At 38.1% G+C, this 24,885-nt stretch carries 22 protein-coding genes; 19 read left to right on the top strand and 3 right to left on the bottom strand.

The window, feature by feature from the left end; translation table 11 throughout:
* The first annotated feature begins 42 nt into the window (after window positions 1-42).
* From CH354_RS11080 to CH354_RS11055, 6 genes are all read left to right on the top strand, one after another.
* Window positions 43-789 carry a hypothetical protein gene (locus CH354_RS11080; protein ID WP_100726895.1) on the top strand — a complete coding sequence of 249 codons (747 nt, stop codon included), beginning with the start codon at window positions 43-45 and terminating at the stop codon, window positions 787-789.
* 70 nt (window positions 790-859) lie between these two features.
* Window positions 860-2,170, top strand: a complete 1,311-nt coding sequence (locus tag CH354_RS11075) for a hypothetical protein (protein ID WP_100726896.1) — start codon at window positions 860-862, stop codon at window positions 2,168-2,170.
* A 14-nt stretch (window positions 2,171-2,184) separates the two neighbouring features.
* A complete protein-coding gene (locus tag CH354_RS11070) occupies window positions 2,185-3,147 on the top strand; it encodes a metal ABC transporter substrate-binding protein (RefSeq protein WP_100718138.1) in 963 nt (320 codons plus the stop codon).
* Window positions 3,125-3,838, top strand: coding sequence for a metal ABC transporter ATP-binding protein (locus CH354_RS11065; RefSeq protein WP_100726499.1), 714 nt, complete (start codon window positions 3,125-3,127; stop codon window positions 3,836-3,838). Before CH354_RS11070 ends, CH354_RS11065 begins: the two co-directional genes overlap by 23 nt.
* Complete coding sequence (locus CH354_RS11060; protein ID WP_100726500.1) at window positions 3,831-4,685, top strand: metal ABC transporter permease; 855 nt, start codon at window positions 3,831-3,833, stop codon at window positions 4,683-4,685. The genes CH354_RS11065 and CH354_RS11060 overlap by 8 nt, the downstream gene beginning before the upstream one ends.
* A 7-nt stretch (window positions 4,686-4,692) precedes the next feature.
* Window positions 4,693-5,595 (top strand): class I SAM-dependent methyltransferase, encoded by a 903-nt coding sequence (locus CH354_RS11055; RefSeq protein ID WP_100726501.1) that lies wholly within the window; start codon window positions 4,693-4,695, stop codon window positions 5,593-5,595.
* Here CH354_RS11055 and tmk read toward each other — a convergent pair.
* Window positions 5,581-6,186: a dTMP kinase gene (gene tmk, locus CH354_RS11050; RefSeq protein WP_100726502.1), complete on the bottom strand. Its 606-nt coding sequence runs from the start codon at window positions 6,184-6,186 to the stop codon at window positions 5,581-5,583. The two genes, CH354_RS11055 and tmk, sit on opposite strands and share 15 nt — an antisense overlap.
* Window positions 6,187-6,265: 79 nt before the next feature.
* Between tmk and CH354_RS18360 the strand changes: the two genes are divergently transcribed.
* From CH354_RS18360 to CH354_RS11040, 3 genes are all read left to right on the top strand, one after another.
* Window positions 6,266-6,436, top strand: a complete 171-nt coding sequence (locus CH354_RS18360) for a hypothetical protein (protein WP_165780331.1) — start codon at window positions 6,266-6,268, stop codon at window positions 6,434-6,436.
* Window positions 6,437-6,632: 196 nt separating this feature from the next.
* Window positions 6,633-7,892, top strand: coding sequence for an EAL domain-containing protein (locus CH354_RS11045; protein ID WP_100718143.1), 1,260 nt, complete (start codon window positions 6,633-6,635; stop codon window positions 7,890-7,892).
* Between the two features lie 44 nt (window positions 7,893-7,936).
* Entirely contained in the window at window positions 7,937-9,850 is a 1,914-nt protein-coding gene (locus CH354_RS11040; RefSeq protein WP_100766463.1) for a B12-binding domain-containing radical SAM protein, read from the top strand.
* Window positions 9,851-9,878: 28 nt separating this feature from the next.
* Here the strand turns inward: CH354_RS11040 and CH354_RS11035 are convergent, their stop codons facing one another.
* Window positions 9,879-11,036, bottom strand: coding sequence for a DUF1577 domain-containing protein (locus tag CH354_RS11035; RefSeq protein ID WP_100718145.1), 1,158 nt, complete (start codon window positions 11,034-11,036; stop codon window positions 9,879-9,881).
* Window positions 11,037-11,133: 97 nt separating this feature from the next.
* On the opposite strand from CH354_RS11035, the gene guaB reads away from it, so the two are divergent.
* Genes guaB through CH354_RS11020 form a run of 3 tightly spaced genes read left to right on the top strand, consistent with a single transcriptional unit; the run spans window position 11,134 to window position 14,121 of the window.
* Window positions 11,134-12,660, top strand: a complete 1,527-nt coding sequence (gene guaB / locus CH354_RS11030; protein ID WP_100718146.1) for an IMP dehydrogenase — start codon at window positions 11,134-11,136, stop codon at window positions 12,658-12,660.
* A gap of 9 nt (window positions 12,661-12,669) precedes the next feature.
* Window positions 12,670-13,440, top strand: a complete 771-nt coding sequence (locus CH354_RS11025; protein WP_100718147.1) for an outer membrane lipoprotein-sorting protein — start codon at window positions 12,670-12,672, stop codon at window positions 13,438-13,440.
* A 3-nt stretch (window positions 13,441-13,443) separates the two neighbouring features.
* Window positions 13,444-14,121 (top strand): 16S rRNA (uracil(1498)-N(3))-methyltransferase, encoded by a 678-nt coding sequence (locus CH354_RS11020; protein WP_100766462.1) that lies wholly within the window; start codon window positions 13,444-13,446, stop codon window positions 14,119-14,121.
* A 7-nt stretch (window positions 14,122-14,128) separates the two neighbouring features.
* Here the strand turns inward: CH354_RS11020 and CH354_RS11015 are convergent, their stop codons facing one another.
* Window positions 14,129-14,398: a hypothetical protein gene (locus CH354_RS11015; protein ID WP_207762665.1), complete on the bottom strand. Its 270-nt coding sequence runs from the start codon at window positions 14,396-14,398 to the stop codon at window positions 14,129-14,131.
* Window positions 14,399-14,492: 94 nt separating this feature from the next.
* Between CH354_RS11015 and CH354_RS11010 the strand changes: the two genes are divergently transcribed.
* The 7 genes from CH354_RS11010 (at window position 14,493) to CH354_RS10980 (ending at window position 24,881) form a co-directional block, all read left to right on the top strand.
* On the top strand, window positions 14,493-15,962 hold the full coding sequence (locus tag CH354_RS11010; protein WP_100729083.1) for a hypothetical protein: 1,470 nt from the start codon (window positions 14,493-14,495) through the stop codon (window positions 15,960-15,962).
* Window positions 15,963-15,965: 3 nt separating this feature from the next.
* A complete protein-coding gene (locus CH354_RS11005; RefSeq protein WP_100729084.1) occupies window positions 15,966-17,126 on the top strand; it encodes an LIC10775 family protein in 1,161 nt (386 codons plus the stop codon).
* An 18-nt stretch (window positions 17,127-17,144) separates the two neighbouring features.
* The gene (locus CH354_RS11000; RefSeq protein ID WP_100766461.1) at window positions 17,145-17,930 is read left to right on the top strand and encodes a hypothetical protein; all 786 of its coding nucleotides are present in this window, start codon (window positions 17,145-17,147) and stop codon (window positions 17,928-17,930) included.
* 101 nt (window positions 17,931-18,031) lie between these two features.
* On the top strand, window positions 18,032-19,663 hold the full coding sequence (kdpA, locus tag CH354_RS10995) for a potassium-transporting ATPase subunit KdpA (protein WP_100766460.1): 1,632 nt from the start codon (window positions 18,032-18,034) through the stop codon (window positions 19,661-19,663).
* Window positions 19,664-19,675: 12 nt separating this feature from the next.
* Entirely contained in the window at window positions 19,676-21,724 is a 2,049-nt protein-coding gene (gene kdpB, locus CH354_RS10990; protein WP_100728795.1) for a potassium-transporting ATPase subunit KdpB, read from the top strand.
* Complete coding sequence (locus CH354_RS10985) at window positions 21,724-22,311, top strand: potassium-transporting ATPase subunit C (RefSeq protein ID WP_100728794.1); 588 nt, start codon at window positions 21,724-21,726, stop codon at window positions 22,309-22,311. Before kdpB ends, CH354_RS10985 begins: the two co-directional genes overlap by 1 nt.
* Window positions 22,308-24,881 (top strand): sensor histidine kinase, encoded by a 2,574-nt coding sequence (locus CH354_RS10980; RefSeq protein WP_100728797.1) that lies wholly within the window; start codon window positions 22,308-22,310, stop codon window positions 24,879-24,881. The genes CH354_RS10985 and CH354_RS10980 overlap by 4 nt, the downstream gene beginning before the upstream one ends.
* Window positions 24,882-24,885 lie beyond the last annotated feature (4 nt).

Genomic DNA, 24,885 nt, shown 5'->3' with positions numbered 1-24,885 from the left:
ATTTGCAACAGCGTTGCAAATGATGTCCCAACAGAGGTACTTATGAATTTCTTAAAACCAATCATTGTATTTGTGGTATTTGTCTCTCTGGGCAATTGTGCGGAACTTTTCCAAGCTTCCAAAAAAGACAATAATAATGATGCGATTTTTGCTGCTCTATTGGCAAACTCTGGTTCTTGCGGTCAATCGGCACGCTCTGGAGCTGCGGGAAATGGAACGAGGTATAATTTTTTTGGTTGTTCTGGTGACGCGACAACAACCTTACTTGGCTTAGGGTTTACTGCGCAGAATGTGAGTTTTAATGGTGGCCTTTCAGGAACTAGTGATGCATCTACAATTGTCACACGTGCCAGTAGTTTATCTTCCTCTGGTGGGGAAAAAAAAGCAGGGATTGAAATTACATACGTCTTGAATTCAGGTTCGTCCACATTAAAAGCAATTTTGCCTGGAGAAACCAATTTCAATGGACCTGGTTTTCTGATATCTGCTACTACCATTCAGAAATTAGTGGATAATGTATCTTCCGCTTTTAGCACTCCTGCATCATGGGGAACTTCTCTCGGGATTGAAAAAACTCTATGTTTAGAAGTACATGAAGAAAATGGTGCTCATATCTTTGGTTGGGAAGGATCTTGTGATTCTGTCAATCGGGGAACATACCAATTTGAAGAGGACAGTGTGACAGTGAATGTAAATGGTGATCGCGTTGGGCTTAGGCTGAATCAAGTCATTGTCAAATCGATGACAATTTATTCGTCTGTCATTGGCACTTCTGGAATGATTCGATAGGTAAAAAAAAGACATCATTGTGAAACTTGGATTCCATAAACATTTTTCTTTTCTTCGGCTGGTGGTTGTTATGTTACCAGTCTTTTTTGCATTTTGGTTGTATGCGGATACAAATGACTGGGAAAAAGAACTAGAAGAACCAGATACCAAAAAACAAGGAAGTTCACTTAAAACCAAATCACAAAATCCAGAACCCAATGATTGGGAAGCAGAACTTGACAAAGATTTAAAAGACCAAGAAACAAGAAGTAAAAGTACAGAAGGAAGTCGTGGAGTCACATCCAACGTACAACAGCCCAACCAAATCAATCGTTCTGCACAAAACTTGATGATGGATGTTTCAGCCGCTATAGACATTGTTGGTGCATGGGATCGAAACAAACCAAGGGGAACAGGGGAACGTATCGATAATAAAATGGATGTTCGTTCTGCTGAGTTTGGATTTACGGCAGCGGTTGACCAATGGATGCGAGCCAATTTTTTAGGGGCGGCACATGGCGAAGATGGTAAATACTATTTTGAAGTCCATGAAGCGAATGTTTTGTTCCCATTTTTGCCATTTAATACTTCACTCAAAGTTGGACAGATGTTTCTCGATATTGGAAGGTTAAATCGAATCCACCTTCACGATAGACCTTTTACGATGAATCCAATTGTACACGAAAAATTCATAGGTTTTGAGTCTGCGATGGATACAGGAGCAGAGTTTAGTATTTTATTACCATGGAAATGGATTACCCAAGAATTAGTGTTAGGTGCAACAAATGGAAGAAAATGGGGTCACGCCCATACGGAAGGCCAACAAAAAAATAACCCTATGGGTTATGCCCACCTAAAACATTTTTATTATTTTGGAAATAACTGGGGAACCCAATTTGGATTTTCTGGAGTTCGGTATGAACCAACAACAGACAGAAAAAACCAACGGTATTTGTATGGAATGGATGCAGTATTAAGATGGAATCGTTCCAATCTTAGGGAACTTATGATCATGTCCGAAGGGTGGTACCAACAAGAAATTTTCCCAGAACAAATGGACCCAAGCACTTTCCAAAAATCAAAAGCCGCATCCAGAGACCAATGGGGTTATTACTTTTTTGTGGATTATAAATTCCACCAATTGTGGTCACTTGGGTATCGCTATGATTATTTTACTGATAAATCACTTGTCGACAAAAATGGAAAACTAGCAGACAATGCAATAGAAGCCCATTCGACTCAAATCACCTTTCATAGTTCAGAATTTGGAAGGATTCGTGGTTCAATCGAAAGGCGATACATCCAGGATTTTTCCAAACAAGAATTCCAGGAACAACGCGAGTGGAGATTTTATGTACAAGCAGTCGCCATTTTAGGTTCTCATCCAGCACATAGTTATTAAGGAAACAGGAAATCATGCCTCAATTTGAATCTTCATTTTACCATCATAAACATTCGAAGAAAAATCATATCTTCCTTATTCTAATCCTTTTTTTCGTTTTTCTGTTTACCTCACCTGTATTCGGAAAGGTATCACTTGTTGCCAGTATCTCTGATATCAAGTATATCGCTGAACAGGTGGCAGGTGATAGAGCCGATGTGTATGGAATGATCCGTGGTGTGGATGATCCGCATTTTGTGATGACTCGTCCTGATTTTTTGGTCAAACTCAGTGAAGCAGATGTTTTATGTGTTGTGGGACTGGATTTAGAGATTGGTTGGATCCCTTATCTCCAACAACAATCTAGGAATATGAAAATCCAAAAAGGCCAACCTGGGTATTGTGACACATCATTTGGAGTCAAAATCCTTGGGGAACCAACAGTGATGATGGATCGGTCTATGGGAGACATGCACATTTATGGAAACCCTCATTATTGGAATGACCCTATCAATGCCATCCAAATGGCACAAAACATCAAAAATGCCCTCACAAGAGTGGATCCACTCAACGGGGAATACTATGAGAATAATTTTAATTCATTTAAAAAACGTCTCATCCAAGTGACAAAAGAAGAGATGAAAAAAATGGAACCCTATTTTGGCTTAAAAGTAGCCGTGTTCCATGATCAATTTGTGTATTTGGCATCTCGGTTTAAATTTAATGCCAATCTTACCATAGAAGAACGTCCTGGAGTTCCACCTTCTGTTCGTTATATGGACCAAGTCATCAGTTATATGATCGCAGAAAAGATAAAAATTATCTTGATCGGTCCCTATCATAATCCAAAATATGCTGAGTACGTATCGTCCAAGGTGCCGGGATCGGTTGTGGTCACACTCCCTGTTTCCGTGGGTGCACTAGACACAACTAGTTATGAAGAGACCTTACGTTTGAGTTTACAAAAGATACGCGATGCAAGCGACAAAACAAAATAATCCTAAGGTCCAAACCACCTTTATCCATGCAGACCACTTGTCTGTTGGCTATAGGAAAGAGTTTCCTGTTGTCTCAGACATTCACTTACACATTGAATCCAATAAAACATATGCCCTCGTAGGTGGAAATGGTGCCGGAAAAACAACATTGTTCCGAACACTCACTGACTTACTCCCTCCACTTGCGGGAACCATCACTTTCTCTAAATCAATTACCACTTCCTATGTTCCTCAAGCGAAAAAGATGGCATTGGATTTCCCTCTTAGAGTGGAAGATGTTTTACTCATGCCCAAAAATATTGGACTTAGTTTTTTGCCTAAATCTAAATTTTCAGAAGAGGATAGGGAACTCATTGAAAGAACGGGTGTTAGTTCCTATTTAAATAAACAAATTTCATTATGTAGTGGTGGGCAACTTCAAAAAGTACTGATTTTACGATCCTTACTGACAAAAGCGAATTTGATATTTTTAGATGAGCCAATGGATTCCTTAGACCATAACGCTCGGGAACTTTTCCAATCCGTTTTATCAGAATATTTAAAACAAGGAAATCGGACTTTGTTTTTCATCACCCATAGCCTAGAACACGATTGGGGATTTGGGTTTGATGAAGTTTTGGAAATTGATGAAGGGAAATTATTTAACATCACAAAAGGAGAAAGGCCTCCCAATTGCCACCACCATGACTAGTCTCCTTTCCAGTTGGAATTTATTTTTACCTCAAATTTTAGTAGGTAGCCTTGTTGGTGCCTTATTGTCTGTCATCGGAATCCTGATAGTTTTAAGGGGAATGACATTTTTTGGTGTGACCCTATCCCAAGCGGTTACGTTTTCAGTGGCTTTGTCTTTATTTATGGAATGGCCTGGTGAAATTTTTCCCATCCTATTCTCTTGTATCTTAGTATTTCCATTATTGTATGTGCGAAAACTTCCTGGGATGAAGGAAGAAGTGATCCTTGGTATTTTATTTGTTTTCTTTTCGGCAGCATCGCAGTTTATGTTGGCGCTCGGTGGAAACGTTCAAAATCATTTAATGGCAGCTTTTTTTGGAGATATTTTAACTTCACAAGTCAGAGCTGATTCTTGGGGCATTTATGTTGCCATTTTCTTTTTTATCTTATATTTGAGTTTTTTTCGTAGGTTTTTGTTTATTAGTTTTGATCGAGACGAATACAAAATCCAAGTAGGGAACCCACTTCCGTTTGATCTATTGTTTTATATCATCCTTGCTGCCTCTCTAACAGTTGCGGTTAATTTACTTGGAACCTTTTACAGCATTGCTCATCTTTTACTCCCTGTATTTGCTTTACTTCCCATCATTCGTTCTTTAAAAATTTTAACTGTTGTATGTGTTTTGTTTTCAATTACTTCGACATATTTAGGATTTATGGTATCCCTTATTGGTTTGGAAAGGAACGGAGAAATGATATATTTTCCCACTTCCTCCAGTATCATCCTTGTTCTTTGTTTTTTTGCATTTTTTATTCATATAAGTCGGTTTCTAATCACTTCCTTTTTTTCGCAAAAAAGCCGATAGGAAATCTGTGGAAACCATTCCTTGTAATACCTGTGGCAAACTTTCTTTTTCCCATTTGCATACGAAAAATAGCCCGTTAGGGGAATCATTTTCGATTGTTAGTTGTGACCATTGTGGCCTTGTGCAGGTGAACCCACAGCCAAGTTTGTTAGAAGTTAAAAAATACTATGATGATTCCTATTTTACCCAAAGGACAGAACGTGGGTATGATAATTATTATTCCAGTGACCTCCGAAAAGAAATCTCTCGTGTTTTCCAACTGAATCTACAAGATTTAGATTTTTTTCATTGGGAGAAAAATCGAATCCAAGTCAAACAATCTGAGATTACCAAACTTTCCTCATTGGACATTGGCTGTGCTGCAGGATACTTCGTCGCATATATGAAAGAAAGAGGGTATGATGCCAAAGGCATTGAAATTGCAGATGGTCCTGTTAAGTATGCTAGGGAAACTCTTGGACTTTCGATTTTCCAAGAAAATTTTTTAGAATGGGACCTTGGTTACCAAAACCAATTTGATGTCATTACTCTTTGGGCTACAATCGAACATTTACACAAACCAAAAGAAACGTTAGAAAAAATTATGAAACACTTGTTACCTGGTGGAATTCTGATTTTGTCTACTTGTCGGTATGGATTCCTTGCAAAATGGAATGGAATCCATTGGAGGTATTTAAATGTACCAGAACATTTATATTATTATTCTTTTTCAGGATTAAAACAGTTACTCATTTCGCTTGGATACAAATCTCCCAAAGCCTTTACCTATGGAAGTGGACTCACAAGCCGAAAAAATGCCAGCGTTTTCTTTCGATTGCGAAAGGCATTTTTTGATCGTTTTGTGAAATGGTTCCAAATGGGAGACATGATGGTCTTTCGTGTGACTAAAGACAAATCAGACGGAAAGTGATTTTAAAATATCCTCAACACAAAAGGAAACAACCTCATCTAAATCGGCAGTAGCATCTACAAAAATTGTCGATTCAGGTAAAATTGCCAGATAGTTTTGGTAAATACGCGTTTGTTCGGAACTTTCATCAAACACTTCTTGTTTTCCTCCACGAGTATTCCTTCTCTCTAAGGCCTCTTCTGGAGATAAGTCTAAAAAATAAACATGGTTTGGTTCTGGGAAACCTTTGTCTTCATTCATGTACAAAATGTCCGCAGCATGTTCTTCGTCTCTACCTTGGTAAGCTGCAGTTGAAAAATAGTATCTGTCTTGTACAATTGACTTACCATTCTTTAACGTTGGTAAGATGATGTCCTGAACTGATAGTTCTCTATCTTGTAAAAAAAGTTTTAACTGTTCTTCTTGGTTGAGTTTGATTTTACCTTGGAGGAATTCTCGGATTTTTTGTCCGAAAACACTATCGGTAGGTTCCCTGTGCCAGACATTTGGGAACAATTTTTCATTTAGAATTTCAGAAACTCTTTTAGAAACTGTTGTTTTCCCTGAACCATCGATCCCTTCGAACACAAAAAACTGCGACTTTACTGTCATATCTCCTCCATATTCAGAATCATCGTTTTTTCCTCGACTTATTTACGAAATTCGACAGTTTAGTCTAAGGAGCAAATACATGAAAAAAATTTCGTCTATGCTAATCATTGCTTTATTGGCTGTATTTATGATCAACTGTGCCTCTGAAGAAGTGAAACAACCGACTCAGCCAGTGGTAGAAGAACCAAAACCTTCTAAAAAGCCAAAATTGGATGACTCATTCAAAACAAGAGCAAGAGACATCAAGTAATTGATACTTTCTGTTCGGAAGCCACTCAAGGAGACTTGGGTGGCTTTTTTTTTACCATTTTGCTAAAAACTTCTACAAAAATTACAGATTTTTACAATCCTTGTTCTCTAATGCTAAAAAAACAAGCATGATGCAGTAATCTTCACTACATTGCTCATTGGTACCGTTCTTGCAACAGGAATGTATGTACCCCTCTATGCAAATAGAAAGTGAAAGTCATAAACTGGTTCGCGAGTGGAAAGAGTGGCTTGCCAGTGGAGAACTCACACCCGTTTTCCAACCTATTTTATCCTCTGAATCGACTGGAATTTATGGTTATGAACTCCTCGGCCGATTGTCCACAGACCAAGGTTTATTTAGTTTAGGTGATTTTTTTCTCACTCATACCTTGGGTTATGATGAATTGTTTTTTCTGAAAAAACAGGTGGATGAAGAAATTCGATTTTCTGCCTTACAGAAATTTGCAAAAGAAGCACCTCCGGAAACCAAACTCTTTTTAAACATATCACCGAACATTTTGTACCATGCTCTCCTTAATTTGGAAACAACCTTACCTCAAACCATTCGAATGGTGAGAGAAGTGGAACTTGATCCTTCTAGGATCGTGATTGAAATTACCGAAGAACGTTTTCCCCATAATTTGGAACTCTTAAAACCTGTTCTGAATTTGTATAGAAAGGAAGGATTTTCCATCGCCGTAGATGATGCGGGTTCTGAGGCAAGTAATTTAGATCGAATCGGTTTATTTCACCCTGAGATCATCAAAGTGGATTTACAGATGTTACGCAGATCTACATTTTCAAGAAATTTTAAAGAGATATTACTCAACTTATCAAAATTAGGTGAGTCTCTCGGTAGTAGCCTGTTATTTGAGGGAATTGAATCAGAAGATGAATTGTACAATGCTTTGAATTACGGAGCCAGGTACATCCAAGGGTATTACTTTGCAAAACCAGAGATGAATTTTTCTGGTCGGTTTGAATACAGATCGGAAATGCAATCTTCTTTGGAATACTTTCATGCAAGAAAACAAAAAGAGATGAACCATCAAATTGAATGGGAAACCATTTGGAAAAATAAACTTTCTGAAATTGTGATGGGGTTTGGGGAAGAAGATGGGATTTGGGAATGGAAAGAGGATTTTTCCACATCCGTCTTTGGTGATGGGGACTTTTTTCGGATGTACATTACGAACCATATGGGTTTCCAAGTTTCTCCCAATTATGCAAGGTCGGAAACGGGAGAAATGAAACCTGATTATTCCATCCTTGGAAAAAACTGGTCGTTTCGGCCTTATTTTTTTGAACATTTACATAAATCCAAAACGAGCCGAGACGCATGGACTCTCTCTCAAATGTACCATGACATTTCGGAACGGATGATGTTACGGACATTTGCTAGAAACTTGTCCGAGAATTTGATTTTATTTATCGATGTAATCGTGTCTCGCAGCTGAAAGTTTTTGCCGAACCAATCGGAACATGAAAACTGGTTAGAGATATGGCAAAAATCCAGTTTTTGCAGTTACCCGTTCCTCCACCGAGTTATTTTGCGGCTACAGGAAATGTTCCTCTAGCGGCTGCTAGTTTGGCGAGTTGCCTTGAATCCAAAGAAGATCCTATCCAAGGGATAATCCCTTCTGTCATTTCGCCTGAAGACACAGACTCTTTGGGGGATAAAGACTTAATTGATCGAATCTGTAAAGAAGGTCCTGATTTTTTGGGACTCTCTTTGTATTTATGGAATACAGAACGAAGTCTTTATATCGCCAAAGAAGTCAAAAAGAGAAACCCAGAGATTCAGATCCTAATCGGTGGACCAGAAGTCAACGAAGACAATCCATATGTTCTTGGAGAAGATGGATATGATATTGCAGTCTCAGGAGAAGCAGAACATAATTTTAGAAGTTTGATGAAGGCTTTGTTAAACAAGGAATCTTTAGAGAATGTAGAAAATGTTGCCTATCGAAAAAAGGATGGTTTTTTAAGTCCATTTGGAATTCCATCGCCAGCTAACTTTCCATTAACGGATTTTCCATCACCTTATACAACTGGTCATTTGTTAGTGAATCCAAAACGGTCTACTTACTTAGAAACCGTTAGAGGTTGTAAGTCTCAATGTACATATTGTTTTTATCCAAAATCATCCCAAAACCTTCGGACACTTGATATCAAAGAAACTATCCACTTGATATCAAACTTAAAAGAAAAGGGGGCACGGGAACTTGTATTTTTAGATCCAACATTCAATCATAGACCAGGTTTTGATTCTTTTTTAGATGCAATTGCAGAAGTGAATTCTGATGGCCAAATGACCATGTTCGCAGAACTTCGATCAGAGGGTGTGACTCCAAAACTTGCCAACAAACTAAGAAAAGCTGGGTTCAATCGGATTGAACTTGGGTTACAGTCTGTGAATGAAGAAACTTTAAAACGTGTGAAACGTTTTGGTAGTCCTCATAAAGTAGCAGAAGTTGCCAAGATGTTGGCAGGGGAAGGGATTGATCTACTACTTGATTTGATCATTGGTCTTCCTGGTGATACTCCAGATGATGTCGAAAGAGGGATTCATTTTTTCTTGGAACATGGATTAGGTGAATGGGTACAAGCCTTCCCACTTTCTGTATTGCCTGGCACAAGTATGCGTAAAGATGCAGCTAAAGAAGGCCTCGTTTATATGCCAACACCTCCTTATCGGATCATCCAAACACCAAGCTTTACCCCAGAAGCTTTACGTGATTCCGTATATTTTGCAGAAGATTTATTGGAACGAAGGTTAGATGAATTTCCGAGGCCATTTTTATGTGATGTGGCACCAGACAAAAATGATCGATTTGACTGGTATCCAAAAGACAAAAAACAATCTACATCGTATTTTTCTGAAACCATAGAACGTGGGACAAGGCACCAAAGTGTTTGGTTCCATACCGATTCCCTTTCGAAAGATCGATTGGAAATTATGGATGTCATCGAAAAAAAAATAGAAGCAGAACCATTTTGTACCATCGATTTTGTGATCCCGTTATTAGAAGTTCCAAAACTAAATGAAATCTCAAGTTTAGAGAACTTACTCCATTCCAAACGAAATTCCTATTTGGCAAAAACCTTAGAATACCGAGGTGAAAATTTACAACACCGATTGGTTTTTGTGTTCCCAGAAGGAAAAGATTCATTCTGGAATTGGAGGGATTCATTCACTGGAGAAGAATCCTTTTTGGTTTATGAAAGGATACATCCGGAAACCATTTCCAAATTAGATCCTGAAGATTCGTTTTTTTATTTGGTTTCAGGTGAAACAATCACAACGAAAGATTGGGAATTGTTAAAACAATTGGACCCAGAGGCAATCACGTTCACAAGTAGAAACTGGGAAGAAAAATGGTCAATGGAAGTATTGGGTTACGGAGAATTATAAACCGATCCTATTCTGCAATCCCAAGTGCTTAGTTTTTCTGGAGTTGTTTTCGGAAAAATTCTACGTTTTCTAAGAATCGTTTTTTCTCACCTGCACGTGAGGAATGCCCTGCAATTGCAAGACCCACTGTTAGGTGGCCTTCTTCATTTTTAGTGATCGTTTTGATCTGTCCAAAAGCAGTGAGAGGGGATTGCATCTTAAAGAAAATATCAAACTGAAAACCAGTGAGTTTGGGAAGGCTTTGGATGAGATCTGGGTGGTCTACAATCACTTTTAATCCACCTTCTGAAATATCAATCACTGGAAACTTACCATCTGATTTGATCATATTCGAATGACGAATTCGATCCACCATTTCAAAACACAAAGTTTTCATCTCCATTGCTTTTAAGAGATCAAAGTTTTCAGTTTTACTTTGCATGTGGATGTATCCGATGGGAATGGATTCTTCTTCATCGTTTAAATACAAAATCGGTAGAATGAGTTCCGATTTGATTTTTAAATTACGACGATTGTTGATTTCTTTATTGATATCTTCTTCAATTTCGTCAGCAAAAACTATAAAATCTTCGTTAGGTGAAGTTTCATAACATTCCCGATTGTTGACATCTTCGAGAAGTAATCCTTTTTTTGTTTTTTTGATGAGGCGTATGATTTCACCATCTTCACGGGAATTAAATGTGGAAATTTTGATAAAATCCACTGAATTTTTCAGTTTGGTTTCATAGTCTTGGAAGTTGACTTTCACTGCCGTAGGAACATGAAACATATCAGTTTCAATTTTTGCCTTACTGGACACCACATTGGTAATCCAAGCGGATCCAGGAGGGACAGGAATCCTCGAACTTTCTCTATCCTTTTTAGCAATGGCAATTTTGTTCAAATGCAGGATGTATTGAGATTCACCTTTATCTTGTTCCACAGTACATTCTAAGTGGAGGTAACGGCCAAGGATTTTGTAGAGAGTGATTTTTTGACCCACAGAAAGGGTGATGGTTGGCCTTACGCTCACAAGAACTTTGTTCCCGTCTTGAGACACTTTTTTGAGGTAACAAATTTCTCCCGAATGGATATCGTCCTTCAGGTTTAATTCCTGATTTAATAGAAATTTGGTCAAAACATGCAGTTTTTTTTCCGTGTCGGAAAAAACATCCAAGGAACGTTTGTTTCTTTCTACTGTTTCCATAAAAGGTCGTGGTACTCACTATTATCGGTCAATTTTCTCCTGAAATTCTCTTGCACTTAGAGTTTTCTTACCTAAAGTAGAAAAAGGAAGGATAATTATGTCAAATCACCCCCTACCAGGATCTGAGCTTCTCGATGGAGTCAGTGGACAAGAGCTCTTCTCGGTCAACATGGGACTCACGTATCGAGATTTTTTAGTACTACCTGGGTATATAGACTTCAATCCAAGCGATGTTGATCTCGAAACAAAACTTTCTAAAAATATTACACTCAAAAGACCTCTTATGAGTTCTCCTATGGACACTGTCACAGAGTCAGAAATGGCAATTGCGCAGGCACTCATGGGTGGAATTGGAATCATTCATTATAATAATACAATTGAAGAACAAGTGGAGTTAGTGCGTAAGGTAAAACGATTTGAAAATGGTTTTATCAAAGATCCAATTTTACTCTCTCCTGAACACACACTTGCTGATTTAGATGCTGTGAAAGAAAAATATGGATTCAGTGGAATCCCAATTACGGAAGATGGCACCGCAAGAACCAAGTTAGTTGGTATTGTTACCAACCGTGATGTAGATTTTGAAAGAGATCGCGACATCAAATTAGGGAAGGTGATGACTACGGAGCTCATCACCGCAAATGTGGGAATCAGCTTACGAGAAGCAAATGACATCCTTCGTACAAGTAAAAAAGGAAAACTGCCAATTGTTGACAAACAAGGGAAACTTGTAGCTCTCATTTGCCGCAGTGACCTGAAAAAAAATAAAGAATTCCCTCAATCCTCAAAAGACGATCAAAAAAGATTAAGAGTGGGTGCTGCACTTTCCACCTTACCAGAGTCACGTGACAGGATGGCAGCTCTTGCAGAAGTGGGAGTGGATGCAATCATTATAGATTCCGCTCAAGGAAACTCAAGTTACCAAATGGAAATGATCCAATGGATTAAATCCAATTTCCCAAATACTGATGTGATTGGTGGAAACGTTGTCACAAAAGCACAAGCGGCAAACCTCATTGCAGCTGGTGCGGATGGTCTTCGCATTGGTATGGGACCTGGTTCTATTTGTATCACACAAGATACAATGGCAGTGGGACGTGCACAAGCAACTGCTGTATTTAAAACTGCAGAGTATGCACAAGCTCACGGGGTTCCTGTGATCGCAGATGGTGGTATTTCAAACATTGGTGATATCGCCAATGCTCTCGCAATTGGTGCATCCATGTGTATGATGGGTTCTATGTTTGCAGGAACAAAAGAAGCACCTGGTGAGTATTTTTATGAGAATGGGATTCGTCTAAAGAAATATAGAGGAATGGCAAGTTTAGAAGCGATGAACAAAGGTGGAGACAAACGGTATTTCTCTGAATCCCAAAAAATCAAAGTCGCACAAGGTGTTTCTGGTTATGTTGTGGACAAAGGATCTGTTTTAAATCTAATCCCTTACCTAGTTCAAGGTCTCAGACAAAGTTTCCAAGACATGGGATACCGAAATATTCCTGACCTTCATAAGGCATTACGTGCAGGACAACTTCGTTTTGAACGTAGGACAGAATCAGCCCAAGCACAAGGTAGTGTGCATGGATTGTATTCCTATACAAAACCTTCAATGAGAGCTGAATAAAGAAATCACATGCGAAAACTTTGGTATTTATTATTTTTGATTTCTTTTGTATCTCTCGAGGCCCAAGCACCTGACACTAGTTTATCGGCCCAAGAATTACTCGCGAGGCTTGACCGAGAAATGGATTATGGAAAGGGCCTTGTGAAAGGAACCTATGTTCTCATTCGTAGGAACGGAACATCGGAAACATGGAGAATCAATCGATTTTTTAATGGGGAAGACGCTTTGCTTCTTTTTGACAGAAAAGGGCGAGGCCTCGAATCCAAACTGCTAACAAAGGATGAAGGGGAAAATGTATTTTTCTTCAATGTTCTCAGTGCCAAACTGTTTCGAAAAACAGATGACGAAAAATACGAATCCCTAATGGGAACTGGATTTTTTTATGTAGATTTGTCTGGATATTCCTATCAGGCTAATTACAACCCACTTGTGAATGGTGATTTGGAAATTGGCGGAGAGATGTATTACAGAGTTTCTCTCAAACCAATTTTACCATATTTCTACAAAAAACTGGTGTTACTCGTTGGTAAAAAAGATTTAAAACCTTACCGCGTTGACTTTCATGACCGTGATGGTATTTTATTTAAAACATTAAACTTAAAATATGGACCTGTCAAAATCAAAGACGCAACGGGAAAAGTGGAAGATGTACAAAAAGCTTCTCGTTTGGAAATGTTAGATTTGAATACAGGTAGTATCACGGTTTGGGAAATCCAAGAAGTGGACAAAACTGTAAACCCAGACGCTTCTCTCTTTAATGTAGATAATTTAAGTAGATAATCATTGGAACCGGGTCTCATCCTATTTCGCATTCCATTCCAAAAAAAAGACAAAATTGAATTAACGAAGGAAGAAGTGAATCACCTTCGTGCACTTCGTTTAGGTAGTGAAGCCACCATCATTCAAATTCGGGATGGGCAGGGTGGATTGTATGATTACCTAATCACTCCCCATTCGAAGGAACTAAAGTTCCAAAGAGAAACATTTGTTCCTCCTAAAGCCGATCGAAAAAAAATTGCCATCGCTTTACCAAAAGGAAATCGTTTGGATTTTTTCTTACAGAAGGTGACTGAGATTGGACTGAATGAAGTGGTATTTTTAGTGTTTCGTCATTCCATCCGCAAAGAATTTAATTTGGAACGAGCTGAAAAGATTGTAAAGGAAGCGGCAGCACAATCCAAACAGACTGAAATCTTAAAACTATCGATTGAAACAGCAAAGAATTGGATGGAAGCACATAAAGAAAGTTTGGTGGTCTTCCATCCTTTTGGACAAAAACCGTTCGAATTGTCCGGTTTGGTAAACAAAATTCCTGTGATCGGACCAGAAGGTGGTTTCCATGAGGAAGAAGAAACGTGGATGGAACACAATCAGATTCCGAAATTGACTTTACCTGGCGGTGTCCTTAGGACGGAAACTTGCGGGATTGTTGCCGCAAGTTTTTTGGTCTATGGCACGTAAGGCCAGTTTATTTGTTGGTTAAGAGGAGTAAGGTCGCTGACAAACTACAATTGGTGGAACAATTGCTGAAACAGGTAGAAGCAGTCGGATAATTGTCACCAGTGATGTTTGGGTATTTGGCTGCACAATCAGCATTACATGCAGTAAGACTACCCCCAGTGCAGGAAACGATGAATGTGAATAAGTTTCTTTCCAGAGTTTTATCTTGTCGTTTTTGGCAAGATGTAGAAAAGAACACGACAAATCCAAGTGTCACCAGTAAAAAAAAACGTTTCATATCGTATAGACTCCTCTCTGCTTGCATTTCGTCAATCGGTTCGTAAAAATCTTGACCCTTGTTTCTTTTCCTATGTTTTGGATGAGATTCCATTATGGCAGAAACTAGCAAAAAAGTCTTAGAGAAAAAAGGACAAGGGGAATATGAATTCACCGCGTATGGGGAATTTTTGTCCTATTTCCATGCCCATATTGATATTTTCAAACGCCTCTTAAAAGCCAAAAAGATGGATCCCGCAAAAGTGGAAGAAGTCGCCAAACAAATCAAATCCTACATGACGGGGAACATCAAAAAAACGGATCAATTTTTTGAACACCTCCCACAGTTTGCGACGTTGTTAGGTGTCTCCAAAGAAGAAGTATCAGCATATCTCAATTCGAATTTTATAGAAGTCCTAAACAAAGTACAAGAAAAACTGAAAACCCAAGAATTGGAAAAAATGAAAAATGCTCCAGTTCCTAGTTTTTCTTCCATTGCCGAAGAAATTGTAGAAGGATTACATTTTACTCATCCCACAGATTTTGTTTTTGCTCAAAAAGGGATTTTGATGGTTTTAGAAAATCCTTTAACGGGTGAGATCATTGAACCACAAGGTCTTATGGCTGCATCGGCAAAAGCGGCATTATCAATTCCATCAGGTTCGGAATCGGAAAAAGAACCAGTATCCTTAACGGAAGCACTGGCGGTTGCCAATGCACCTCCCACTCCCATCGCAAAAAAACAATCATTGATTCCTGAAAAAGAAAAATCCATCTTACAGGAAATCGCCGAAACCTTCAGTGACGTTTTAACAGGGGAAAGGTTAGAGGTAAAAATCGGTCCAGAAGTAACAGACACTCCTCACTTAGAATCCAATACAAATGGCAATTCTGCCAAAACAAACGAAGAATATGAAATAGAAGATCTTGAATTTGATGATTCATCAGATTCAGAATCGAGTCAAACAAACGAAACTCATTCGGAAGAACACGATGATTTTTCTGATGATTTAGGAATTGAATACGAAGAAGAGACACCTGCTCCTCCTCCAGTTGACTTAAATTTAATACGATTGGGAAATTATTCTGTAAAAGAATTTATGGACCTCGTGCAAACCATTACCACCTATCAAACTAAAGGTGACCAAGTAGGTTATCAAAATTGGTTAAGAACCCTATCTGAGTTTGATAAAGCAGTTGTATCATTACGAACCCAAGTCCTAAAAGAACAAAAAAATGAGGTTGTTGATTGGAATTCACTTTTCCAAATGATGAGTTCAAAATCAGAACTAAAACCCGATGTCCTTAAAGGCATTGTTAAAAAAATCAAAAATTTCCAGATCGTGAAACTTACGTTAGATAGAATGATTCAGGAGTTCAAAAAAGGTAGTCCTGAATTTATGCAGATTGTCAAAATGGCATGGCCTCATATCCAAAAATCGTTTTATGAAGTTCCAAACTACCAACAAGTGCAAACTTTGTTACGTGGTATTTTGTCACGAGTGAATGGCGATGCCCATAAAAAAGAATTTTCAAAAATCTTTACTATGGCTCTCAATTTTATCCAATCCAAATTCCAGGTATAAGGGATGACTGGAGAGAAAAATTCTCTCTCTTTTTTAGGTTGGAATTGGTCTTTTGGTGTTTGTTGTATTTCACTAGCGATTCTTTTTGCATTAGGGAATTCAAATCTATACTCCCAAAACCAACCGAGTGTCATCGTTGATCCTCTCCTCCAAAAACCATGGATCCCAGATGCAGAAGAGGAAGAGACAAGAAGTTACCATCGATTTTTAAGTGAGTTTAAGAACAAACAATCCTCTGTAAAAAAGAAAGACCGATTTGGTAGGAATTACCTGGTGTCACCGTCAGGCAAAATCAGGTTCCTTATCGATGATGAGTATTATAAAGAATTTCCACTCCAAGTAGAAGCGGACATTGCAGCAAAAGAATTAGAAGTATTGTATGAAGTAAGAAAGGAAAAGGATGTTGTATTCCTGGGAAAGGGGATCCATCTTTGTTACCGTTTAAAACAAGAAAAGGATCCAGGTTTTTTTCCCGAATGGTTGATACAGTCGAATCAAATTACAAATCGTGCGGCCAATGAATGGTCTGACCAAACGATTCCATTAGATTTAGTAAGTGATCCTTATGGTTGTTATGTGGATGAAGTTTCCTTCAGAGATTATTTGTATCTGGAATCGGAATCGTTTCGTTATCGCTTAAAAATCCCATCGAGTCTACGGTATGAAGGTCTTTATGGAAATCGACTTGGGATTTATGGCGAAAATCGAGATAACATTTATAGGATCGTACGTTTTGTTGAGTTTTTATCCAATTACCTTCCCGAAGGCCAAACAGAATGGGAAGAGGCATTTCTTTTGCAGGTCTCTGGTAAAAAAAAGAAAACATTACCAAAAATCATTTTGTCAATTGGTTCTAGTTTTGATAAAGTAAGGCCTCTCCGTAATACCAAAAATTATTTTGTGTTTTGGGACTCTGTTCGTTCCTTAAACAAAAGCCAAATGAGAAAACTACAATTCAAACGTTCTGAAAAAGAGAATGTTTATTTGAGTGAATGGGTGGAAGTTGATGATATTGGAAACCGAATTGAAATGGAAATGAAGGAATATTATTTATACAATTCTCCGAGAGGTTATTTTTTAGCCTTATCCTATCCAAAACGAGAAAAAAAGAAAGCAGATGAGTACTGGAATACGATTCGAAGTAGTTTTGTTGTGAAAGATTAAAATCGATTAGGAACCAATATGTTTGTCTCTTTTGTTGAAAATAAATACCGGAAAAAACCCGAACCGAGTGATGGGTCTCCGTCGTTATTCTTTCAACTATGGTTAGGTTTGGCATTTATATTTGTCTTTAGCGTCGTATTGTTACCGTTTGGTGTTTATTGGCCACTTTCTCATTCTATTTGGATCTTACTGGTCTTTTTTTTACCTTTGGTTTTTATAGGAATTCACTTTATCAAATCAAGTGGGTATATAATCCTCTTTGCTGTTTTTTTGTCGTTACTTGCGGGAGGGAACGTTCTTTTGTTTTTAGGGGACGCCATTGGCTACAAGGTAGGTCTCACTTCCCAATTTGATGTCTTACCAGAAGAGTCACATTTGGCACTGGGGAATCGTTATTTATATTTAAGAGAATTTTATTTGGATGATTCTGATTCCGGTTCATTTCGATCTCCCTTACTTGTCAGACGTAGATCAGGTAGTGTTGTTTATGGTCCCGTCATTACCTTCCAATACAAAAGGATTCGTGCAGTTTCTGGAAAGGATACTAAATTGCCAATGTATGCATTGTGTTATTCGAAAGAGAATGGAAATTGTTCGGTCTCAAGTCTATTTTCGGGAGGAGTTTTATTAAAAGAAACAATCTGGGAAACAAAGGAAACAAAATTGAATCAAGATTCTATTTTTATCATTTGGAAAGATCGATTGGATTCTGAATATGAAACGAAAGGTATCTTTTCGTTTTTATTTTTAATTTTACTCCATCTTGTTTGGGGCATTGTGGTTTATTTGCCTCTTAGAAATTGAGCAGACTAAAATTTTTATCTTAATACTATCTTAATGTAATCTTGTTTATCCTTAAACTGCCAAGTCTTTACTAGAAACCTGTTTTATGGGAAGATAAGAGTATGGTAGAATTACTCTATTTTCCTTTTTACATTGGGTTACTGATTTTAGTTTCACCATTTTTCGGTTATTACATGGCCTTCATTTTGAATGCAAACGTTTTGCCTGGTGAAGGTATTTTGAATCGATTCCTTTACTCCGGTGAACCAACTAACCAAAATGCCAAACAATATTTGCAGAGTTTAGTTTGGTTTCATCTACTAGGTGGGGCATTCCTATTTTTGATGTTACGATACCAAAATGTTTTACCTCTGAATGCGATGAAAATCGAAGGTATGGATTGGGACTTGGCTCTGAACACTACCATTTCCTTTATTACGAATACCAATTGGCAAGCTTATTCGGGAGAGAGCCAACTCAGTTACTTTTCACAAATGGTTGGCCTTACACCTCAGAATTTTTTGAGTGCTGGTGTTGGGATTTCTGTATTAGCGTTTGTGAGCCGGGCATTGGTTTCTTCTTCTGAACAAAAGTTTGGAAACTTTTGGCAAGATTTGTTTCGTTCTACATTTTATATCCTTCTTCCCGTATCGATCCTTGTTGCGATTCTTTTGATCTCACAAGGAGTCATCCAAACTTTGAGGGAACCGATTTCTCTTCTGGGAACAGACTACCAACCGATCCCACTTGGTCCTGCTGCATCACAAATCGCGATCAAACAAATTGGAACCAATGGTGGAGGATACTTTGGAGTGAATAGTGCACATCCATTTGAAAATCCAACACCAATCTCTAATTTGATCGAAATGTTTTCGATTCTCTTTATCCCTGCTTCCTGTGTATTTTTGTATGGAAAGATTACCAATTCCTTCAGACATGCATGGGTTGTATTTTTTGTTATGCTGAGTTTGCTCATTTTAGGTTTTTTTGCCGTATTCTTTTCCGAATGGAATCACCCAGGATTTTGGGAAGGAAAGGAAACTCGGTTTTCATTAACGGAATCTTCCTTATGGTTATCGATTACGTCTGCAGCATCGAACGGTTCTGTCAATTCGATGCATGATAGTTATTCTCCGTTAGCTGGCGGAGTTGCTATATTCCAGATTATGTTAGGTGAAATTATCTTTGGTGGGGTTGGTGCAGGCATGTATGGAATGGTTCTTTTCCTCATCCTTACCGTATTTTTATCAGGTCTCATGACAGGAAGAACACCAGAATATTTTGGTAAAAAAATCGGAAGTTATGAAATCAAATGGACCTTGTTTGGAATCTTAGCACCAACCGTTTGTATTTTGATCGGAACAACGATTACTATTTTTTTGAACTCTGGTTTTACCGCAAAAGGCCCCCATGCACTTTCTCAAATCCTCTATGCTTTTAGTTCTGCTTCAGGCAATAATGGATCTGCCTTTGCTGGATTTGGAGCAGATACCATGTGGGGGAATTTATCTCTCGGATTTTGTATGTTTGTTGGTCGTTTTAGTGTGATTTATGCAGTCATCATGGTAGCTGCGAGTTTAGGCAGTAAAATCACAACAAAGTCATCAGAAGGAAACTTTCGATTGGATACAGTTTTGTTTGGGGTCCTAAGTTTCAGTGTGATTGTGATTGTTTGTGGTTTGTCTTTTTTTCCAGTGTTGGCTCTTGGTCCGATTTTGGAAGAGTTACTGATGCGAAGTGGAATTTTCTTTTAAGAGGAATTATATATGAAGTCTAACTATTTTATTTCAAAGGAATTGTTTCTTTCCTCTACTGGGAATGCATTCCAAAAATTTTCACCGAAGTATGCATTTTCCAATCCAGTGATGGCCACGGTTTGGATCGGAACCTTACTACTGTTCATTCAAATTTTATATTATTTAGCCATTGGAGTTACTCTAAAGAATGAGTTTCCAATTTTTTTCTGGTTAGTATTGACTTTGTTATTTGCCAATTTCGCAGAAAGTGTTGCGGAAGGACGAGGTAAGGCAAGAGCCGATGACCTTCGTAAAACAAGATCTTCTACTCTTACAAAAAAAGTAAACACAGCAGGTGATAAAAAATTTACCGAGATCACATCGAGTGAATTGAAAGTGGGAGACATTGTTTTCGTGGAAGCTGGTTTTACCATTCCCGGAGATGGGGAAGTGGTTTTGGGAATCGCCAGTGTGGATGAATCCGCTGTGACTGGTGAGTCTGCTCCAGTGATCCGCGAAAGTGGAGGCGATCGTTCTGCAGTGACAGGAGGAACGAAGGTCATTTCGGATTATCTTTATATCCAAATCACGGCAAAACCTGGAGAAAGTTTCATTGATAAAATGATTTCGATGATAGAAGGAGCCTCTAGGCAAAAAACACCTAACGAAATCGCTTTGGGAATCTTATTAATCGCTTTAACCATTTTGTTTTTTTTAGGTGTCGTCACGTTGATACCGATTGCGAATTTTGTGGGAAATCAAATTGGTCAAAACTGGAATTTTGATTTTTCAGTTTGGCTTGCCTTGTTTGTTTGCCTAATACCAACAACGATCGCTGCCTTGTTAAGTGCGATAGGGATTTCTGGTATGGAAAGACTCATTCGGTACAATGTCATTGCTAAAAGTGGAAAAGCTGTGGAAGCAGCAGGCGACATCCACGTCCTATTACTTGACAAAACAGGAACAATTACATTGGGCAATAGGGAAGCACATCAATTTTATCCTGTTGATGGTATTTCGGAAGAGGAACTCGCTGATGCCGCCCAACTTTCTTCCTTATCCGATGAAACACCAGAAGGACGTTCGATTGTCGTTTTGGCCAAACAAAAATACGCAATCAGAGAAAGAAACTTAAATGCATTAGATGTTAGGTGGATTCCATTTTCAGCATCAACAAGGATGAGTGGTGTGGAAGTATATGAAAAAGGAGTGGAAGTTCGAAACATTCGAAAAGGTGCGTTTGATTCTATCAAAAAACATATCGAATCATTGGGTGGAGTGGTTTCAGATAAGAACCAATTAATGATTGAACAAATTTCTAGAAAAGGGAGTACACCAATCCTCGTCTCCGAGGGAAAAAAATTACTCGGAGTGATTGAACTCAAGGACATTGTGAAGGGTGGTTTAAAGGAAAGGTTTGCCTATCTAAGGAGAATGGGGATTCGCACTGTGATGATCACAGGAGATAACCCACTTACTGCAGCTGCAATTGCTGCTGAAGCAGGTGTTGATGATTTTATCGCAGAAGCCACTCCAGAAGCCAAGTTAAAACGAATCCGAGAAGAACAAGCAAACGGGTATTTGGTGGCAATGATTGGAGATGGTACAAATGATGCACCTGCTCTGGCCCAATCAGATGTGGGAGTCGCCATGAACACAGGTACCCAAACAGCAAGAGAAGCAGGTAATATGATCGATTTGGATAGTAATCCAAGTAAACTGATTGAAATTGTTGAAATTGGGAAACAACTTCTCATGACAAGAGGTGCACTCACAACGTTTAGTATCGCAAATGACGTTGCCAAATACTTTGCAATCCTGCCTGCCTTGTTTTTACCTTTGGCTCCTTTAAATATCATGCAATTGTCTAGTCCAGACAATGCGATTCTTTCGGCAGTGATTTTTAATGCTTTGGTAATTCCAGCACTCATTCCACTTTCACTCCGTGGAGTTAAGTATGTTCCCAAATCACCGGACCAAGCTCTACTAAGGAACTTTCTAATCTATGGAGGTGGTGGTATGGTGTTTCCTTTTTTTGGTATCAAATTGATCGATTGGATTTTATCAGGAGGATTTTAATGAAATCAAAAGAAACACACCAATGGGAAATCACAATTCGATTCCTTTTTCTATCGATCATATTCCTCGGTTTTTTATATCCACTTACCATCACAGGGATTGGGGGATTTCTTTTTCCTAAACAAGCAAAGGGAAGTTTAATCGAATCAAATGGGCAAATTGTGGGAACTGAGCTTTTTGCAAAAAAGGAAACATCCGAGTTATTGTTTCGCTACCGTCCAAGTGCTGCGTCTTATTCTACTCTTCCAAGTGGGGCATCAAATTTAAGTCCTTCCAGTTTGGATTTAAAGGATTTGGTGGAAGAGAGGAAAAAAGAATTAATGTTGATGGGCATAAACCCAATCATATGCCAAGAACTTTTGTATACTTCTGGATCTGGACTTGATCCACATATCACAAAGGAATGTGCTTTAGAACAAACAAAACACTTAAGTTCAGTGACAGGAGTCAATTTGGATTCTCTAAAAACTCTCGTATTACAATATGTGGAATCTCCATTGTTTGGTTTTATCGGGCACGGGCGAGTGAATGTTACCAAATTAAACCAAAAATGGAAACAAATGCAAATGGGAACAAATCCAAAATGAATGAAGGCAAACGACCTGAAGATTTTTTGTCTCTTGCAAACCAGTTAGAGACAAACAAATTTGGAACTTTAAAAGTATATTTTGGAATGTCTCCTGGTGTAGGAAAAACCTATGCGATGTTAACGGAAGCTCACCATCTAAAACAAGATGGTGAAAATGTTAAAATTGGTATTGTTGAAACACATGGTAGGGCTGAAACAAAAGCTTTAGTGGATGGATTGGAAAGGATTCCACTCAAAAAAATTGAATACCGTGGAAAGTTTTGGGAGGAAATGGACGTTGAAACGATCCTAAAAGAAAAACCAAGTTATGTATTAGTGGATGAATTGGCGCACACAAATATTCCAGGGTCAGTCAATAACAAACGATACCAGGATGTATTATTACTACTAGATGCAGGAATCAATGTTTTATCAACAGTCAATGTCCAACATTTAGAAAGCCAAGTTGATTCGATCGAAAAGATTCTACAAAGTCCAGTAAAAGAAACCATTCCAGATAGTGTTTTAGAGAGAGCAGACGAACTTGTGTTAATTGACATTATCCCTGATGAATTGTTAAAAAGACTTTCTGAAGGTAGAGTGTATATTGCCGATAAAATAGTACAAGCCAAAGAGAATTTTTTTCGAAAAGAAAATCTAACGTATCTCAGGGAATTATCACTTACCTATACAGCCAAGTATGTTGAAAAAAGAATGCCTCAAGGTAGAGAGAGGATAATGGTTGCAATCTCGGCAAGCCCTCATTCTAAAACATTGTTAAGGAATGCAAAACGTTTGTCCTTAGAGCGGAATTCCGAATTGTATGCTTTTTTTTCTGAAAGTGAGGAAACAAAAGACTCAGAATCTGCCCATGCCATTCGTTCCCACATCCGCCTTGCAAAAGAACTTGGTGCAGAAGTGGTTCATTCATTTGAATCAGATCCTGTAGTGGGAATTGTCTCTGCTGTACAAGAAAAAAGAATCCATCGTTTGGTGATCGGGGGATCGAGAAAACGTGGTTTTTTTTCTTTGTTACACAAAAACATTACAGAAAAAATCTTAAACCAACTCCGAGATGTAGAAGTGATCATCATTCCCTACCATGATGATCGCAAATTCCATTTTGAGTTTTATCAAAAATTAATTCCTTCTTCTAGTTTACGACAATACGTTGCTATCTTTGTATTAACATCCTTTGTTACAGTCATTAACTTATTTTTTATTTCTTATATAGGATACTGGACCGTTTCTATTTTATATTTGTTCTACGTTGCTCTGCTGGGAATGTTTTTTAGCAGAGGTCCTGTCTTACTTGCAGCCATTTTATCTGCAAGTTTTTGGAATTTTTTGTTCATACCTCCTCTGTATACTTTTTATATTTCCAAATTAGAAGATGCCTTGATGTTTATCATCTTTATGTTGATTGCTTTGATAAACGGTGGATTGACAGCTAGACTGAAAAAAAATGAAACCAAACTTAGATCCCGTGAAGAAAAATTATCAATCTTATATGAATTAGCACAAAACTTATCTAAGACATCGACATCCAAAGAAATTGTAGAAACAGGAGATTCCTTTTTTAAGCGCATCTTTCCATTCCCAGTGAAATTACATTTTTACCAATCAGGTGAATTTATTCCAAGTATTTTAGACCAAAAAGATTTAGCAGTTGCCTCATGGACCATTAAGAACGGAAAACCAGCGGGTAGATATACTGATACTTTGTCACTTTCGAATACAACCTTTTATCCTTTGGTGTCACCAGGTGGTATAACAGGAGTTATTAGTGTGAAAGCGAGTATTGAGCCAAGTTTGGAAATGGAGATTTTATTAAATACTGTTGCTAACCAAGTTGCTTTAGCCCTCGATAGGGATGCTCTCTCGGAAGATGCGAAAAAAAACTATTTGATCAAAGAGTCGGAAAAGTTATACAATTTAGTTTTCAATTCTCTTTCCCATGAATTGAAAACACCGCTAACGTCTATTAGGGGTTCTGCTTCAGCCTTATTAGATCCAGATATCGAATCTAATCCGAAGGCAAGGAGGGCATTACTTGAGGAAATCCAAGAAAGTTCACTTGTATTGAATTTGTTATTGGGGAATTTATTGGATATAAGTCGAATCGAATCGGGGTATTTGACCATTAAAAAAGAAAAGGTATATCCCTCCGACATTATTCACGATGCCATTTCTTACCTTGGTAAAAACAAATTGAATCATACGATCGTTACAAATTTAAATGAAAATGATTTTGTTATGGATTTAGACCGTGTTTTGTTTTCACATGCAATCTTTAATTTATTATACAACGCATGTATGTACACACCATCTGGATCAACAATTTGGATCTCAATTCAGAAATTGGATGAAGAAAGTTTACGTTGGGTTGTGGAAGATAATGGGAATGGATTGCCTATCGATTCTTCTAGGATATTTCAGAAGTTCTATCGAGGTGAATCGTCTGGTAAAATTGGTACCGGGCTTGGCCTTGCCATTACAAAATCGATAGTAGAATTACATGGCGGTCAAATTGAAGCTGTAAACCGTAAGGAAGGTGGAGCAAAGTTTGTCATTGACATTCCTCTTTAAGGCC

Source organism: Leptospira levettii (genome assembly GCF_002812085.1).
Taxonomy (GTDB): domain Bacteria; phylum Spirochaetota; class Leptospiria; order Leptospirales; family Leptospiraceae; genus Leptospira_A; species Leptospira_A levettii.
Note: the sequence above shows the minus strand (reverse complement) of the source record. Positions and strands in the feature narration are given on the sequence as shown.

Coding starts and splice junctions, on each gene's coding strand:
- CH354_RS11080 (WP_100726895.1), top strand. CDS start 43: ATGAATTTCTTAAAACCAATCATTGTATTTGTGGTATTTGTCTCTCTG.
- CH354_RS11075 (WP_100726896.1), top strand. CDS start 860: ATGTTACCAGTCTTTTTTGCATTTTGGTTGTATGCGGATACAAATGAC.
- CH354_RS11070 (WP_100718138.1), top strand. CDS start 2,185: ATGCCTCAATTTGAATCTTCATTTTACCATCATAAACATTCGAAGAAA.
- CH354_RS11065 (WP_100726499.1), top strand. CDS start 3,125: ATGCAAGCGACAAAACAAAATAATCCTAAGGTCCAAACCACCTTTATC.
- CH354_RS11060 (WP_100726500.1), top strand. CDS start 3,831: ATGACTAGTCTCCTTTCCAGTTGGAATTTATTTTTACCTCAAATTTTA.
- tmk (WP_100726502.1), bottom strand. CDS start 6,186: ATGACAGTAAAGTCGCAGTTTTTTGTGTTCGAAGGGATCGATGGTTCA.
- CH354_RS18360 (WP_165780331.1), top strand. CDS start 6,266: ATGAAAAAAATTTCGTCTATGCTAATCATTGCTTTATTGGCTGTATTT.
- CH354_RS11045 (WP_100718143.1), top strand. CDS start 6,633: ATGCAAATAGAAAGTGAAAGTCATAAACTGGTTCGCGAGTGGAAAGAG.
- CH354_RS11040 (WP_100766463.1), top strand. CDS start 7,937: ATGGCAAAAATCCAGTTTTTGCAGTTACCCGTTCCTCCACCGAGTTAT.
- CH354_RS11035 (WP_100718145.1), bottom strand. CDS start 11,036: ATGGAAACAGTAGAAAGAAACAAACGTTCCTTGGATGTTTTTTCCGAC.
- guaB (WP_100718146.1), top strand. CDS start 11,134: ATGTCAAATCACCCCCTACCAGGATCTGAGCTTCTCGATGGAGTCAGT.
- CH354_RS11025 (WP_100718147.1), top strand. CDS start 12,670: ATGCGAAAACTTTGGTATTTATTATTTTTGATTTCTTTTGTATCTCTC.
- CH354_RS11015 (WP_207762665.1), bottom strand. CDS start 14,398: ATGAAACGTTTTTTTTTACTGGTGACACTTGGATTTGTCGTGTTCTTT.
- CH354_RS11010 (WP_100729083.1), top strand. CDS start 14,493: ATGGCAGAAACTAGCAAAAAAGTCTTAGAGAAAAAAGGACAAGGGGAA.
- CH354_RS11005 (WP_100729084.1), top strand. CDS start 15,966: ATGACTGGAGAGAAAAATTCTCTCTCTTTTTTAGGTTGGAATTGGTCT.
- CH354_RS11000 (WP_100766461.1), top strand. CDS start 17,145: ATGTTTGTCTCTTTTGTTGAAAATAAATACCGGAAAAAACCCGAACCG.
- kdpA (WP_100766460.1), top strand. CDS start 18,032: ATGGTAGAATTACTCTATTTTCCTTTTTACATTGGGTTACTGATTTTA.
- kdpB (WP_100728795.1), top strand. CDS start 19,676: ATGAAGTCTAACTATTTTATTTCAAAGGAATTGTTTCTTTCCTCTACT.
- CH354_RS10985 (WP_100728794.1), top strand. CDS start 21,724: ATGAAATCAAAAGAAACACACCAATGGGAAATCACAATTCGATTCCTT.
- CH354_RS10980 (WP_100728797.1), top strand. CDS start 22,308: ATGAATGAAGGCAAACGACCTGAAGATTTTTTGTCTCTTGCAAACCAG.